The organism is Alphaproteobacteria bacterium, from assembly GCA_041396705.1.
Lineage (GTDB): Bacteria > Pseudomonadota > Alphaproteobacteria > CALKHQ01 > CALKHQ01 > CALKHQ01.
Genome location: JAWKYB010000025.1, coordinates 22,592 through 36,910, shown reverse-complemented (window position 1 = coordinate 36,910; position 14,319 = coordinate 22,592). Strand labels below are relative to the sequence as shown.

13 protein-coding genes and 1 pseudogene are annotated in these 14,319 nt (G+C 69.3%); 9 read left to right on the top strand and 5 right to left on the bottom strand.

The features are described 5' to 3' along the window. Positions 1-37: 37 nt before the first annotated feature. The gene (locus tag R3F55_24840) at positions 38-499 is read left to right on the top strand and encodes an ABA4-like family protein (GenBank protein MEZ5670602.1); all 462 of its coding nucleotides are present in this window, start codon (positions 38-40) and stop codon (positions 497-499) included. Continuing rightward, positions 496-1,353 (top strand): hypothetical protein, encoded by an 858-nt coding sequence (locus tag R3F55_24835; GenBank protein ID MEZ5670601.1) that lies wholly within the window; start codon positions 496-498, stop codon positions 1,351-1,353. The genes R3F55_24840 and R3F55_24835 overlap by 4 nt, the downstream gene beginning before the upstream one ends. 389 nt (positions 1,354-1,742) lie before the next feature. Here R3F55_24835 and R3F55_24830 read toward each other — a convergent pair. Continuing rightward, positions 1,743-3,037, bottom strand: a pseudogene (locus tag R3F55_24830) (O-acetylhomoserine aminocarboxypropyltransferase/cysteine synthase family protein). 421 nt (positions 3,038-3,458) lie between these two features. Between R3F55_24830 and R3F55_24825 the strand changes: the two are divergent. The 5 genes from R3F55_24825 to R3F55_24805 all read left to right on the top strand — a co-directional run bounded on the left by R3F55_24825 (position 3,459) and on the right by R3F55_24805 (position 8,429). Then, positions 3,459-4,514 (top strand): enoyl-CoA hydratase/isomerase family protein, encoded by a 1,056-nt coding sequence (locus R3F55_24825; GenBank protein ID MEZ5670600.1) that lies wholly within the window; start codon positions 3,459-3,461, stop codon positions 4,512-4,514. Then, the gene (gene mmsB / locus R3F55_24820) at positions 4,514-5,410 is read left to right on the top strand and encodes a 3-hydroxyisobutyrate dehydrogenase (protein MEZ5670599.1); all 897 of its coding nucleotides are present in this window, start codon (positions 4,514-4,516) and stop codon (positions 5,408-5,410) included. The genes R3F55_24825 and mmsB overlap by 1 nt, the downstream gene beginning before the upstream one ends. An 82-nt stretch (positions 5,411-5,492) precedes the next feature. After that, positions 5,493-5,966, top strand: a complete 474-nt coding sequence (locus R3F55_24815; GenBank protein MEZ5670598.1) for a MarR family winged helix-turn-helix transcriptional regulator — start codon at positions 5,493-5,495, stop codon at positions 5,964-5,966. 301 nt (positions 5,967-6,267) lie between these two features. Next, complete coding sequence (locus tag R3F55_24810; protein ID MEZ5670597.1) at positions 6,268-7,296, top strand: LacI family DNA-binding transcriptional regulator; 1,029 nt, start codon at positions 6,268-6,270, stop codon at positions 7,294-7,296. 125 nt (positions 7,297-7,421) lie between these two features. Continuing rightward, positions 7,422-8,429 (top strand): endonuclease/exonuclease/phosphatase family protein, encoded by a 1,008-nt coding sequence (locus tag R3F55_24805; protein MEZ5670596.1) that lies wholly within the window; start codon positions 7,422-7,424, stop codon positions 8,427-8,429. Positions 8,430-8,450: 21 nt separating this feature from the next. Here the strand turns inward: R3F55_24805 and R3F55_24800 are convergent, their stop codons facing one another. Beyond that, positions 8,451-9,008, bottom strand: a complete 558-nt coding sequence (locus tag R3F55_24800) for a hypothetical protein (protein MEZ5670595.1) — start codon at positions 9,006-9,008, stop codon at positions 8,451-8,453. 157 nt (positions 9,009-9,165) lie between these two features. Continuing rightward, entirely contained in the window at positions 9,166-10,173 is a 1,008-nt protein-coding gene (locus tag R3F55_24795; protein ID MEZ5670594.1) for a glycosyltransferase family 9 protein, read from the bottom strand. 104 nt (positions 10,174-10,277) lie between these two features. Between R3F55_24795 and R3F55_24790 the strand changes: the two genes are divergently transcribed. Both R3F55_24790 and R3F55_24785 read left to right on the top strand, forming a co-directional pair. Beyond that, on the top strand, positions 10,278-10,601 hold the full coding sequence (locus R3F55_24790) for a multidrug efflux SMR transporter (protein MEZ5670593.1): 324 nt from the start codon (positions 10,278-10,280) through the stop codon (positions 10,599-10,601). A gap of 193 nt (positions 10,602-10,794) precedes the next feature. Further along, positions 10,795-11,850 carry a Fe(3+) ABC transporter substrate-binding protein gene (locus tag R3F55_24785; protein ID MEZ5670592.1) on the top strand — a complete coding sequence of 352 codons (1,056 nt, stop codon included), beginning with the start codon at positions 10,795-10,797 and terminating at the stop codon, positions 11,848-11,850. Positions 11,851-11,890: 40 nt separating this feature from the next. On the opposite strand, the gene R3F55_24780 is transcribed toward R3F55_24785, so the two are convergent. Together R3F55_24780 and infC are read right to left on the bottom strand one after the other, a co-directional pair. Continuing rightward, positions 11,891-13,615, bottom strand: a complete 1,725-nt coding sequence (locus R3F55_24780; GenBank protein MEZ5670591.1) for an iron ABC transporter permease — start codon at positions 13,613-13,615, stop codon at positions 11,891-11,893. Between the two features lie 166 nt (positions 13,616-13,781). Next, a complete protein-coding gene (gene infC / locus R3F55_24775; GenBank protein MEZ5670590.1) occupies positions 13,782-14,297 on the bottom strand; it encodes a translation initiation factor IF-3 in 516 nt (171 codons plus the stop codon). Positions 14,298-14,319 lie beyond the last annotated feature (22 nt).

The window sequence follows — 14,319 nt, the reverse complement described above, 5'->3', positions numbered from 1 at the left end:
AAGGTATGTTGACGCTGTCAAGATATGGGAGGCCTCGATGGATTGGGAGAGTTGGTTCGGCATCGGCGGACAGTTGGCGGCGGCCGGCTGGCTGGTGCTGATCGTTGCACCGCGCCGCTGGCGTTTGCTGAATGCCGTGCCGCGCTATGCCATTCCGCTGGCATTGTCGCTGGGCTACGCGGTGTTGATCCTGGTCTGGTTCGGCGAGGCCGATGGCGGTTTCGGCTCGCTGGCGGCGGTGAAGGCGCTGATGGCCAGCGACCCGGTGCTGCTGGCCGGCTGGGTGCACTACCTCGCCTTCGATCTGTTCGTCGGCGGCTGGATCGCCCGCGACGCGGACCGGCGTGGCCTTTCGCGGCTGGTCCAGGCACCGATCCTCGCGCTTACCTTCATGTTCGGCCCGATCGGGCTGGCCAGCTATCTTTGCCTTGCCGCGCTATGGCGGCGGATGCGCGCGGCGGCGGCTCGTACGGCGCCGTTGGCGGGGGCGCCGGCATGAGTGCCCTGGTCGACAACCCGAGCCCGGCCGCACGCATGGTCCCGGCCGGCTGGCTTTCCGCGATGCTGGACGTCCCGGCGGCGCGGATCTGGCTGCAGGCCGCGGTCCTGGTCCTGGTATCGGCCCTGCCGGTTCTGGCGGCCGCGGCCGTCGAGACGCGCACGCTCAACGGCATCAACCTCTGGATCAAGCCGCTGAAATTCCAGCTCTCGGTCGCGCTGCACCTTGCGACCCTGGCCTGGGCGTCGACGCTGCTGCGGCCGGCGGCGGCGCGCAGCCGCTGGCTGGGCGCACTCGCGCTGGTCAGCGCCGGCGCGGCGATGGCGGAGATCGTCTACATCGTCGCCCAGGCCGCGCGCGGGCGCCATTCCCACTTCAACGCCGACACGCCGTTCGAATCGGCGATGTATGCCGCGATGGGCATCGGTGCGGTGATCCTGGTGGCTGCAGCCGGCATTCTCGGCGCGATGGTATGGCGCAGGCCCGGCCCCGGACTTGGCGACGGCCTGCGGCTCGGTGCGATGCTGGGGCTGATCGGCGGCGCGGCCGCGACGCTGGTCGTGGCCGGTTATCTGGGTTCGCACGGCGGTCACTGGGTCGGCGGCGCGACATCCGATGCTGGCGGCCTGCCGGTGGTCGGCTGGTCGACCGTCGGCGGCGACCTGCGCGTCGCCCATTTCTTCGCCACCCACATGATGCAGGGTCTGCCGCTGGTCGGCCTGCTGGCCGACCGTGCCGGATGGCCGGGGCGTCGCGCGGTGCCGCTCGCGGCGGCCATATGGCTGGCGGTGGTCGCGGCCACTTTCATGCAGGCGCTCGCCGGCATTCCGCTGTTGGGAACGGCCGTCGGCTAGACTTCGGAGCTCGGCGTCGCCGCCCGAATGCGAAAACGGCCTGGCGTTCGCAAGGAACGCCAGGCCGCATGCCCGGGGGGTCGAGGGGGAGGAGACGCCACCTGTGCCCGCAAGTCAGTCGGTGGCGCGATCCCGGGCATTCCGAAGCCGGACTCGGCCGGCAAGTCTTTCGATCCGCTTGCTCCGCCGGTCGGCATCCCGGTGCCGACGCGGGGGCAAAGCCATCAAATCCACTCAGATATCGACCGCCGGGGGGCAGTCGTCAATGGGCATGCTTCGTCTTCTCAACGTATCCGAGCCGAACCCTCTGTCAAGATCGACCGTGCCGTGCATACCAGCGTAGGCCTTGGCATCCGGTCGCACGGTCGGCCGTCGCGCAGGCGATGCGATCAACCGAGCGAATCGAGGCCCTGCTTGAGGTCGGCGACGATGTCGTCGATGTGCTCGATACCGACCGACAGCCGGACATAGCCGTCGGTCACGCCGGTCGCGAGCTGCTCCTCGCCGGTCAGTTGCGAATGGGTGGTGCTGGCGGGATGGATCGCCAACGAGCGGGCGTCGCCGATGTTGGCGACGTGATAGAACAGCTGCAGGCTGTCGATCAGCTTGCGCCCGGCCTCCTTGCCGCCCTTCAGCTCGCAGCCGACCAGTCCGCCGAAACCGCCCTTCAGGTACTTGTCGGCCCGCTCGCGGAACTTGCCGCTGGAAAGGCCGGGGTAGATCACATTCGCGACCGCCGGATGGCCTTTCAGGAAGTCGGCCACCGCGGCCGCGTTGCGGCAGTGCTCGCGCATGCGCAGCGGCAGGGTCTCGACCCCCTGGATGAACTGGAATGCGTTGAACGGGCTCATCGCGTAGCCCAGGTCGCGCTGCAACGTCACCCGCGCCTTCAGGATATAGGCGATCGGCCCCAGCGGCTTGACCGCCTGGGTCCAGACCGCACCGTGATAGCTCGGGTCCGGCTGGTTCAGGCCCGGGAACCGGTCGGCATGCGCCTCCCAGTCGAAGTTGCCGCCGTCGATGATGATGCCGCCGATCGACGTGCCGTGCCCGCCGATGTACTTGGTGGTCGAGTGCACCACCACGGCCGCGCCGTGGTCGAACGGGCGGCAGATGATCGGCGCGGCGGTGTTGTCGACGATCAGAGGCACGCCGAATTCGGCCCGATGGCGGCGACCTCGCCGATCGGGAACACCTGCAGCTTCGGGTTGGGCAGCGATTCGCCGTAATAGGCCCGGGTCTTGTCGTCGGTCGCCCGGCGGAATGCCTCCGGATCGGCCGGGTCGACGAACCGGCATTCGATACCCATGGTGCTCAAGGTGTTGGCGAACAGGTTCCAGGTCCCGCCGTACAGGTCGGTGGAGCTGACGATGTTGTCGCCGGTGCGCGCGATGTTCTGGATTGCCATGGCGCTTGCCGACTGGCCCGAGCTGACGCCCAGTGCCGCGACGCCGCCCTCGATCGCGGCCAGCCGCTCCTCCAGCACTGCGTTGGTCGGGTTCATGATCCGGGTGTAGATGTTGCCCAGTTCCTTCAGCCCGAACAGGTTGGCGGCGTGCTCGGTGTCTTTGAACTGGTACGACGTGGTCTGGTAGATCGGCACCGCCACGGCACCGGTGGTGGGATCGCTGCGATGGCCGGCATGCAACGCCAGCGTTTGTGCGTGGAGCGGTCGATTGGACATGGCGTTCAGGCCTCCCAAACCCGTGTTATCGCAGGGCCGGCCCGAACCGGGCACGCATCGACTGTGGTCGGCGCGGCACTGGGCCCCCACATTGCCGCGGATCCGTTGCGCCGTGGGCCGCCGGCGGATCGGACCGGCGCGATAGTCTCGCGTTCGCACAGCTCGCGGGCATAAAAAAAACCGCCGCAGCCAAGCTGGGCGGAATCGGGCCAAGGCCCCTGAATCCGATCCCGCTTTAGCTGCATTTGTCACGCGCCCGCAAGCTGTGGCTCAAATCGGCGCAGACGGGCTTTTAGTCGCTTTGCCTCCGAGCGTCAAGCGCCGGATCGCTGCCGTCGCGACGGCTGGCCGCGGCGGCGGCCGCCCACTATCCTGCCGATACCCGGCCCGCAATGACCGGGACGGCGAGCAGAGAGGACGGATGACAGACACACCGGTTGCCTTTGCCAGGGACGGCGGCATCGGCCTCGTCACGCTGCGCAACGAACGCGCGCTGAACGCGCTGACGCTCGACATGATCCACCTGGTCGGGCCGCGGCTGGAGGCCTGGCGCGGCGACCCGGGGGTGGGCTGCGTCGTGATTGAAGGCGCCGGCGAGCGGGCCTTCTGTGCCGGCGGCGACGTGCGGGCAGTGGCGCTGGCCACCCGGGCCGCCGACCGCACGCTGACCCGTGCGTTTTTCTGGCACGAGTACCGGCTCAACCGATCGATCGCGACCCTGGGCAAGCCCTATGTCGCGCTGATCGACGGAATCACGATGGGCGGCGGCGTCGGGCTTTCCGCACACGGCAGCATGCAGGTGGCGACCGAGCGGACGGTCTGGGCGATGCCGGAGACGGCGATCGGGTTCTTCCCCGACGTTGGCGCCAGCCACGTGCTCAACCGGCTGGAGCCTGCGATGGCGGCCTTCCTGGCGCTGACCGGCTGGCGGCTGCACGCGGGCGAGCTGCTGTCGCTGGGTCTCGCCACCCACTACGTGCCTTCCGCACGCCTGGAAGCGCTGAAGCACGGGATGGCGCAGGCGCCCGACGACCCGGCCACGGTCGCCGCCGGCCACGCCGCGCCGGCACCGCAGTCGGCGCTCGACCCGCATCTGGAGACGATTGCCGGAGCGTTCGCCGGCACGACGGTCGACTCGATCCTGGACGCGCTGGACCGCGACGGCGGCGCGTTCGCCGCCAAGGCGGCGGCGACGATCCGGTCGATGTCGCCGACCAGTTGCAAGGTGACGCTTGCGCAGCTGCGCCGGACGCGCGGGCTGGACCTCGACGCCTGCCTGCGGCTGGAGTTCCGCATGAGCCAGCATTTCATGGCCGGGCACGACTTCTACGAGGGCATCCGGGCGCTGCTGCTCGATAAGGACCAGGCGCCGCGCTGGCAGCCGTCGGCCCTGGCGGGCGTGTCGGATGCTGATGTCGATGCCTATTTCGCGGCGCTGCCCGGCGGCGAGCTGCAATTCGGTGGGGGAGAGGGCTGATGGGCGGAAGCAGGATCGCCTTCCTCGGTCTCGGCAACATGGGCTTGCCGATGGCGCGCAACCTGGTGGCGGCGGAGAACAGCGTCGTCGGCTACGACGTGGGCGAAGCGGCTCAGGCCGCCGCCGTCGCGGCGGGCCTGGAGGTGGCGGCGACGGCGGCTGAGGCGGTCGCGAAGGCCGACGCGGTCGTGACCATGCTGCCGGCCGGCGATGCGGTCAGCCAGGCCTATTGCGGCGAAGGCGGGGTGCTGGCATCGGCGTCGCCGGCTGCACTGCTGATCGACAGCTCGACCATCGACGTCGCCACATCCCGGCAGGTTCACGCCGCCGCCGCCGCGGCCGGATTCGCCATGGTCGACGCGCCGGTCTCCGGCGGCGTCGCCGCGGCCGCGGCCGGCACCCTGACCTTCATGGTCGGCGGCGAGACGGCGGCGCTGCAGCGCGCCGAGCCGCTGCTGCACGCGATGGGCATGACCGTCGTGCACGCGGGCCCGGCCGGCAACGGCCAGGCGGCGAAGATCTGCAACAACCTGATGCTCGGCATCCAGATGGTCTCGGTCTGCGAAGCCTTCCTGCTGGCGCGGCGGCTCGGCCTGGAGGACCAGGCGCTGTTCGACATTGCCAGCAAGGCGTCGGGCCAGTGCTGGTCGCTGACCAGCTATTGCCCGGTGCCCGGCCCGGTGCCCGGTTCGCCGGCCAATCGCGACTACCGGCCAGGTTTCGCCGCCGCGATGATGCTGAAGGACCTGCGGCTGTCGCAGGGCGCGGCGGCGGAAGCCGGCTTGGCGACGCCGCTCGGCGCGCACGCGGCGGCTCTCTACGAGGCGTATTGCACGGCCGACGGCGGTGCCGCGGATTTCTCCGGAATTATCCGCTGGTTGGATCGCAATACATGAAAAATGGGGGTCAAAGCTTAACGGATTTTTCGCCATTTTCACCGATGCTTGGCCGACGCTAGGAGTCAGCCAGGAGTATGCAATGACTGCCACCTATTTCGAGACGGTGCTGCTGATCGAACGCCTGCACCGTCACTTCCTCGACGTGGTCAAGGTCGAGCTCGACCGCCGCGGCATCGAGGACATCAACAACGTGCAGGCACTGATTCTGTACAATGTCGGCGACGACGACCTGACCGTCGGCGAGCTGACCCTGCGCGGCTACTACCTCGGCTCCAACGTCTCCTACAACGTCAAGAAGATGGTCGAGAACGGCTATCTGCTGCAGGAGCGCTCGACCCACGATCGCCGGTCGGTCCGCGTGCGCCTGGCCGAGAAGGGCCTGGCCCTGCGCGCCGCCATGACCGAGGTGTTCGAGGGCCATGTCGCCGCACTGAAGGACCACAACATCTCCGCCGAGGCGCTGACCGAGGTCAATGTCAGCCTGCGCCGGCTGGAGCGCTTCTGGACCAACATGGCCGACTTCGCGATGCGGGCGCCCCGCATCGCCGCCTGACGGCACGACCGGACTCCTGCGCTACTCCGCCAGCCGCGCCCGCCCGCGCCCCGCCGCGGGGCGGGCGGGTGCGCTGGCGCCTGCGGATTCCGCCATCCCCACCGGGCGAGCCGCAACCGGCAGGGCGCTGCGCGACCGGCGAACGCCGTTGCCCGCCGTCGGGCGGGAATCGGCGCAGACCGAGTTCGCCGGCCCTGTCAAGATTGATGACTGTTCACATTCTCGTATCACTGTGCTAAACACGTTTAGTAAACCGTCGACTCGGTGGGAGCCGGATCGCGGTTTGTGGGGGAACTGAACGATGAAGAGCATCCCGCAGGCGCCATCGCGCCGGCGGCCGACCATTCGTGCGGTCGCCGACCTGGCCGGTGTGTCGCAGACGACCGTTTCCTTCGTGATCAACGACAAGCCCGGTGCCGCCATTTCCGAGGCGACGCGCCGTCGCGTCTGGGATGCGGTCGAGGAGCTGGATTATCGGCCCAACCATGCCGCGCGTGTGCTCAGCACCCGCAAGTCGAACCTGATCGGATTCATCTCCGACCGCATCGCATCCGGCGCCTATGGCGGACAGAGCGTGCTCGGTGCCCAGTCGGTGGCGTGGTCGAAGGGCCGCCTGCTGCTGATCGTCGACACCGACGCCGACGAGGCGATCGAGGAGGCCGCCATCGACCAGCTGATGCGGCGCCAGGTCGACGGCATGCTGGTCGGCGCCTTTTCCCTGCGCGCCTGGCGGCCGCCGGCGATGCTGCTGGAGCTGCCGACGGTGTTGATCAACTGCTTCGACCCCGACGGCCGGTTTCCCTGCGTGATCGCGGACGAATACGAGGGCGGCCGCAGCGTGGCCGCGCATCTGGTCGCCGCCGGCCACCGGCGGATCGGGCTGGTCTACGGCGAACCGGAAGCGGAGGCCGGCGTGCGCCGGCGCGACGGTTTCCGCGACGGGCTGGAGCGGGCCGGCCTCGGCGACAATCGGGCGCTGGAGGTGACGACCAACTGGTTCCCCGATGGCGGCCGGCACGGCATTGCTGAGCTGCTGGACCGCGACGACCCGCCGACGGCGGTGTTCTGCATCAGCGACTGGGTGGCGATGGGCGCCTATCAGGAGATCCAGCGTCGTGGCCTGCGCATCCCCGACGATATCGCCGTGGTCGGTTACGACGACCAGGAGTTCGCCGCCGGCCTGCAGCCGCCCTTGACCACTCTGGCGCTGCCGCATGCCCAGATCGGCCGCCGGGCCGCGGAGATGCTGCTGGCGCATCGCGGCGACCGGCCGCTTCCGCCGGAAACCGTCAAGGTCGCCTGTCCTCTGGTGCGACGGGACTCCGCCTAGATGCGTTCGACGCCGGTTGGCCGGCACGGCAGGATTTCGCGGACCTGCAGGCGCGTGGCCGTGCGCGGCCGTGCGCCTGCCGCACCGGGCGGCGTTAAGCGGGCGCCGGGGCAGGGCGCCTCGGCATGACCATAAGGGTCTTCGACGTCATGAGCGGTGTCGCGGGCGAGCGTGCGGCGCTGGGCCAGACCGCGCGGCGGGTGCTGGGCTGCGCGATCCTGCTGCTGGCCGGCGCGACCGTCTGCGCGCTGCTGGCCACGCTGTGGTGGCCGTTCGACCTCGCGACTCACTTCCGGATGCACTATTTCGTCGCCGCCCTGGTGCTGCTGGCGCTGTGCATCCTGTGGCGGCAGTATCTCGGCGGCGCGCTGGTGCTGCTGTGCGGTGCCGTCCATGCCGTCTGGCTTGCGCCGCTGCTGCTGCCGATCGGAAGCGGCTCCGCCGTCGGCGCCACCGGACGGCCGTTCCGCGTCGCCACGGTCAACGTCAGCGAGAGCAACACGACGCCGGGCCGGGTGCTGGCGGTCATCGACGCCCTGCAGCCTGACATCCTGGCATTGCAGGAGACCACCGTGTGGTGGCCCGAGGCTCCGGCCAGCCTGCTCGAGGCCTATCCCTATCAGGCCCCGCTGGCCTGGGATCTCGGCCGCTCGGTGACGCTGATCAGCCGCTTCCCGATCACCGCCCACCAGATGTGGGACGGCGGCGGACTGCGCGTGCAGTTTCCCGTGCTGACCGTCGACGTCGACGGGCGGCCGGTGACGGTGATCGCCGTCCACCCGAGCTACGGCATCGGCCACGTCTACAGCGACGCCCGCGCCGCCTACATGGCCAATCTGGCCGAGGCCGTGCGCCAGTCGCCCTATCCGGTGATCGTTGTCGGCGATTTCAACTCGACCCCGTTCTCGCCGGTGTTCGCCGGCCTGCTCGATGCCACCGGCATGCGCAACGCGGCCGCCGGCTTCGGGCATTTCGCCACCTGGCCGGCGATGCTCGGCCCGTTCGGCATCCCGATCGACAACGTGCTGGTGTCGCCGGAATTCGCGACCGAGGCGGTCGCAACCGGGCCGGCGACCGGGTCCGATCACCTGCCGCTGGTCGTCGATCTCAGGCTCGGCGCCAGCGGGCGCTGAGCCTGGTTTGTCCCCGAACGGTCAGTTCTTGCCGGGAAGCGCCTGCGACGGTGCCAGCGCGACGCTCTGGTCCAGCACCGGCGACGGGTCGAAGTTGCATTCGGCGGCGATGCGCAGATAGGCCTCGCGGAACCCGTCGAGCGAATAGACGTATTCGCGAGTGGTCGCACCGGACTGCACGCCGTTCCACACCTCGATGGTCATCTCGCTGCCGTGGGCGATCGACTGCAGCAGCGGCAGGTCGTCGGCGTCGGACACGAAGCCAGCCTGGCCGTTGTAGAGCGCCATGTCGAAGCTGGGGCCGCCGTCGATGCTGACGCGTCCGCCGCCGTTCATCGGCAGGCCCTCGTTGGGCGAGAACTGCAGATAGGTCGGAAACACGAACACCCACGCGCCCGCGAAATCCGGATAGTTGTCGGCCAGGCTGTCGACCGAGCATTCCCACTGGCCGTCCATCGGGAAGGTGGTGGCCTCCCAGTTGTCCGCGTACCAGCCAAGGCTGATCTCGTCGACCTGCGCCCGGGCGGCGGTCGATGCCAGGGCAACGGCGAAAAGGGAAGTCGCAACGATGGCGCGCATGAAGCTCTCCTCGGACCAGGTCTGTCGCAGCGGCGGACGCTATGCAGACAAGGTGGCTGCCGCGCGTCGCCACTGTGACGAAGTCGGGGAGAATTACTAAGATGTCATTATCGCAACGCCCGCGGACCGGCCGGCCGCCCGGCACCGGGCCCGCCGTCTAGCGGCCCGCGTGCACCGGCCGATCCGGTTGCGCCAGCCGCGCGAGCAGCGCCAGGGTCACCGCTTCGACCGCGTCGACCTCGAGCGTGCCCATCAGCGATCCGGTGCGGCGGTGATCGTAGCCTTCTGCTGAGACGAACTCGTCATAGGTGGTCGGCGTGCGGGCGACCGCGACCTTGCGGGCCCACGGTGCCACCAGCGGCGGCTGCTCCGGCCCGAACAGGGTCAGGCTGGGTCCGACCAGCGCGACGGCCGGAATGTCGGCGGCGACCGACAGATAGAGCAGGCCGGAATCGTTGCCGACGAACAGGGCGCAGCGCGTCAGCGCGGCATAGGCGGTCATCAGGTCGATGCGGCCGACCAGGTCGATGCGCCGGGACTCCGGGATCGATTCCAGCAGCGGCAGGACCGCGTCGCGCTCGCCCGGGCCGCCGAACACGGCGATCCGTGCGTCGGGAAACGGTCCCGATGCCGCGGTCAGGCGCTCGGCCAGGGCGGCGAATCGCTCGATCGGCCAGATCTTGCCGATCCAGGCAGCACGCGGCGCCAGCGCGATCACCGGTCCGCCGTCCGGCACCAGCGCGTCGGCTGTGGCCTGTTGCTCGGCGGTGGCGTGCAGCCGCGGGCGCGGCAACTCGGCCAGACCCATGACGTGGGCCCAGCGCGCGGTGCGATGGCCGTGCCGCTCCGCCTTCGGTGCATAGACCGAGCGGCGGCGGGCCAGCAGCATGTACCCGATGCCCGACGCGCGCAGGTCGATGACCCAGTCCCACCGCGTGCCGACGCACTGGCGCCAGATGTCCAGCCAGTGCCGGTGGAAGCGGCGCTTGGTGAACACGATGACGCGCTCGACGCCCGGCGTATTGGCCAGGATCGGCGCCGCCAGGCGGCCGCAGACCAGCGTGATGCGCGCGCCGGGGTCGGTGCGCGACAGGTGATCGATCAGGCCGGAGGCCACCGCTGCATCGCCGAGATGGGTGGGGCCGAGAAACAGGATTCGCGACATGCGGGCCCGATATGCGACGGCCGGCACGGCCCGGTCAATCGGGCGAATTGCCAATGTGGCCGTTCCGTGGTGCATAGCGCGGGCGGGCATGGAGGAGGGCTGCGATGAGCTGGCTGTTTCTGGTCATGGCGATCACGCTGGAGGTGGCGGGAACCACCTGCATGAAGCTGTCCGACGGCTTCACCCGGCTGACGCCGAGCGTGCTGGTGTTCGTGCTCTATGCCGCTGCCTTCACCCTGCTGGTGTTCACGCTGAAGCGGCTGGAACTGGGCCTGACCTATGCCATCTGGTCCGGCGTCGGCACCGCCGCGACGGCGGTGATCGGCATCGTGTTCTTCGACGAGGCGGCGACCCTGCTGAAGCTCGGATTCATCGGGATCATCATCGTTGGCGTGGTCGGCCTGTACCTGGTCGGCAACGAGGCCTGAGCGCGACCCGCGCGCCATGGTGTCGCCGCGGCGTCGGGGCGCGCCGGCGGCGGACCCGGTCAACGTTATCGTGATCCCGCTCGGCGCGCGCGCTGTTGACAGCCCGCCATCCGCGCCGGCAGAGTGCGCGCCGTCGCGAATGGTTCGCATTTGCAGGAAGACGGCCCGGACGGGCTGCGAAGGAGGGGGATCGATGGCCGACAACAGGCCGTTCATGGCACTGGCCGTGGCGCTTGCGCTGGGTGGTGCGGCGACCGGCGCCGCGGCACAGGACAACGTCGTCAACGTGTACAGCGCACGCCACTACGACACCGACATGGCGCTCTACGACGAGTTCACCGCCGAAACCGGCATCACGGTCAACCTGATCGAGGCCGATGCCGACGAGCTGATCGAGCGGATCGCACGCGAGGGCGCCAACAGCCCGGCGGACGTGTTCATCACCGTGGACGCCGGTCGGCTGTGGCGCGCGACCGAGGCCGGGGTTCTCGCACCGATCCGGTCCGAGATCCTCGAGGCGGCGGTGCCGGCGAGCCTGCGTCACCCCGAAGGCTACTGGTTCGGCATTTCGAAGCGCGCGCGGCTGATCTTCTACAACCACGAAACGGTCGACGATCCGTCGCGGATCCAGACCTACGAGGCGCTGGCGGATCCGGAGCTCGGCTACACCATCTGCGTACGCAGCTCCGGCAACATCTACAACCAGTCGCTGCTGGCGGCCCTGATCGCCGAGATGGGCGAAGAGCAGGCCGAAGCGTGGGCGGCCGGGGTGGTCGCCAACATGGGCCGCGACCCGGAGGGCGGCGACCGCGACCAGCTGGCGGGCGCGGCCAACGGCGAATGCGACATCGCCGTCTCGAACCACTATTACTTCACCCGCATGGTCGCCGACGACGATCCGGACATCCAGGCGATCGTCGCCGCGCTGACGCCGATCTTCCCGAACCAGACCGGCCGCGGCACCCACGTCAACATCTCGGGCGCCGGCGTGGTGGCGACCGCCCCGCACCGGGACGCCGCCGTGGCGTTCCTGGAGTATCTGCTCTCGCCGCGCGCGCAGGAGTATTTCGCCGCCGGCAACTATGAGCTGCCGGTCTCGCCCGAAGCCAGCCTGGCGCCGGAGGTCGAGCAGGTGCTGGCGATGGCGGGCGTCGGTCCCGACTTCAAGCAGGATCCGCTCAACCTGGCGGTGCTCGGCGAGAACAACCCGCTGGCGGTGATGATCTTCGACCGGGTCAGCTGGAAGTAGCCGGCACCCGGTCGGCGTTGGTGCGGCGTTCGGCGGCGGCTCAGTTCGGCTGGCCGCCGCCGGGCCGGCTGCGGGTCAGCAGCCGGGTCAGCAGCACGACGGGCACCAGGCCGACGGCGATGATGGCCAGCGCATAGCCGGCGGCTTCGTCGAGGCGCTCGTCGGAGGCGAGGCGGTAGGTCTGCACCGCCAGGGTGTCGAAGTTGAACGGGCGGACGATCAGCGTCGCCGGCAGTTCCTTCATCACGTCGACAAAGACCAGGATGGCGGCGGTCAGCAGCCCGCTGGCGATCATCGGCACGTGGACGCGAACCAGCCTGGAAACGCTGCCGTGGCCGAGCGTGCGCGCCGCGCCGTCGAAGCTGGGCCTGATCTTGCCGAGCGCCGATTCGACCGGGCTGTAGGCCACGGCCAGAAAGCGCACCAGATAGGCGAACACCAGCGCCGCGACACCGCCGGTGAACACCAGTCCCAGATTCGCGTCGAACTGCGCGCGGGCGACGCCGTCGATCGCTTTGTCGAGCGCGGTCAGCGGGATCAGCGTGCCGACGGCGATCACCGATCCGGGCGCGGCATAGCCCATGGTCGCCACCGTGGTCGCCGCGCCGAGGCCGCGCGTCGGGCGCTGGCGCCGTCCGTAGGCCAGCACCAGGCACAGCACCACCGCGATCGCCGCCGTCGTTCCGGCGAGGATCAGGCTGGCGCCCGCGGCGTCGAGGAAGCGGGCGTCCAGCACCTTGTCGAAGTGCTCCAGCGCACGCAGCGCCAAGTCGGCCGCGGGCACCACGAAGCCCAACACCACCGGCAGCAGGCATGAAGCGGCGATCAGCCATTGCCGGCCGCGTCTCGGGACCAGCGGCATCAGGGTGCGGTAGCGCGCGGTGGCGTGCTGGTAGCTGGCGGCGCGCCGCGACCAGCGCTCGACCAGCAGCAACGCCAGCACGAACAGCACCAGCACGGTGCCGAGCTGCGCCGCTGCAATGCGGTCGCCCAGGCCGAACCAGGTGCGGTAGATGCCGGTGGTGAAGGTCTGCACCCCGAAATACTGCACCGTGCCGTAGTCGTTCAGCGTCTCCATCAGCGCCAGCGCGGTGCCGCCGGCGATCGCGGGCCGGGCTAGCGGGGCGCCGACCCGGGCGAAGGCCTGCCAGGGCGAGCAGCCCAGCGTGCGGCTGACCTCCAGCACGCAGACGCATTGCTGGATCAGCGCCGCCCGGGTCATCAGGTAGACATAGGGGTAGAGCGCGAGCGTCAGCATCAGCGCCGCCCCGGGCAGCGAGCGCACGTTGGGGAACCAGTAGTCGCGCCGGGTCGACCATCCGAACACCGCGCGCAGGGTAGACTGCAACGGGCCGTTGTAATCGAGCAGGTCGGTGTAGACATAGGCCAGCACATAGGCCGGCGCGGCCAGTGGCAGCAGCAGTGCCCAGGACAGCAGGCGGCGGCCCGGGAAGGTGCACATGGTGACCAGCCAGGCGGTGCCGGCGCCGATCACGATCACGCCGGCGCCGACGCACAGCATCAGCAGCAGCGAATTGACCACATAGTCGGCCAGCACGGTCTCGACCAGGTGGCCCCACACGTCGCTCTTGGGGAAGGCGAGGCTGGAGACGATGAACAGCAGCGGGGTGGCGACGACCGCGGCGATCGCGAACGCCGCCGTCGTCCAGCCAAAGCCGCTGCGCAGGCGGCTGCCGTTGATCCGGTTTCGGTCGGCGGACGGGCCCGGCCCGCTCACCTGCCGGTCGTAGACGACTTGCGACAAGGCGGCCGCTTCCGGCGCCGGCGCACCCAGGGTGTCTGGCCGGCGCAAATTTGCAAATAACTCTCAGTTGCGAATTTGCGCCGGCGTGGCGTCGGAAGCAAGACTTCAGCCCGGCCCGAATGTCGCAGACCGGTCGGGATCGGAAATTTGCGGACGCGCCGTGCGTTCAGCGCGGAGCGATCACCATCGCCATCTGCCGGCCTTCCAGGCGCGGCATCTGCTCGACCTTGCCGAGCTCGTCGAGGTCGTCGCGCACCCGCTCCAGCACCTTCATGCCCAGTTCCTGGTGCGCCATCTCGCGCCCGCGGAACCGGAGGGTGACCTTCACCTTGTCGCCTTCCTCGAGGAACTTGACCATTGCACGCATCTTCACGTCGTAGTCGTGCGTGTCGATGTTCGGGCGCATCTTGATCTCTTTGACGGAGATCTGCTTCTGCTTCTTGCGCGCCTCGTTCTTGCGCTTCTGGTCTTCGTACTTGAATTTTCCGAAATCCAGAATCTTGCAGACGGGCGGGTCGGCGTTCGGGGCGACCATGACCAGGTCCAGGCCCGCGGCCTCCGCCTCGCGCAGGGCGGCGTCCTTTGAGAACACGCCCATCATCTCACCGTCCGCGCCGACCAGGCGCACCTGCATCGACGTAATGCCTTCGTTGACTTGCGGGCCGTCACGCGACGGCGCCATGTCATGCGGGGGTCTAGCTATC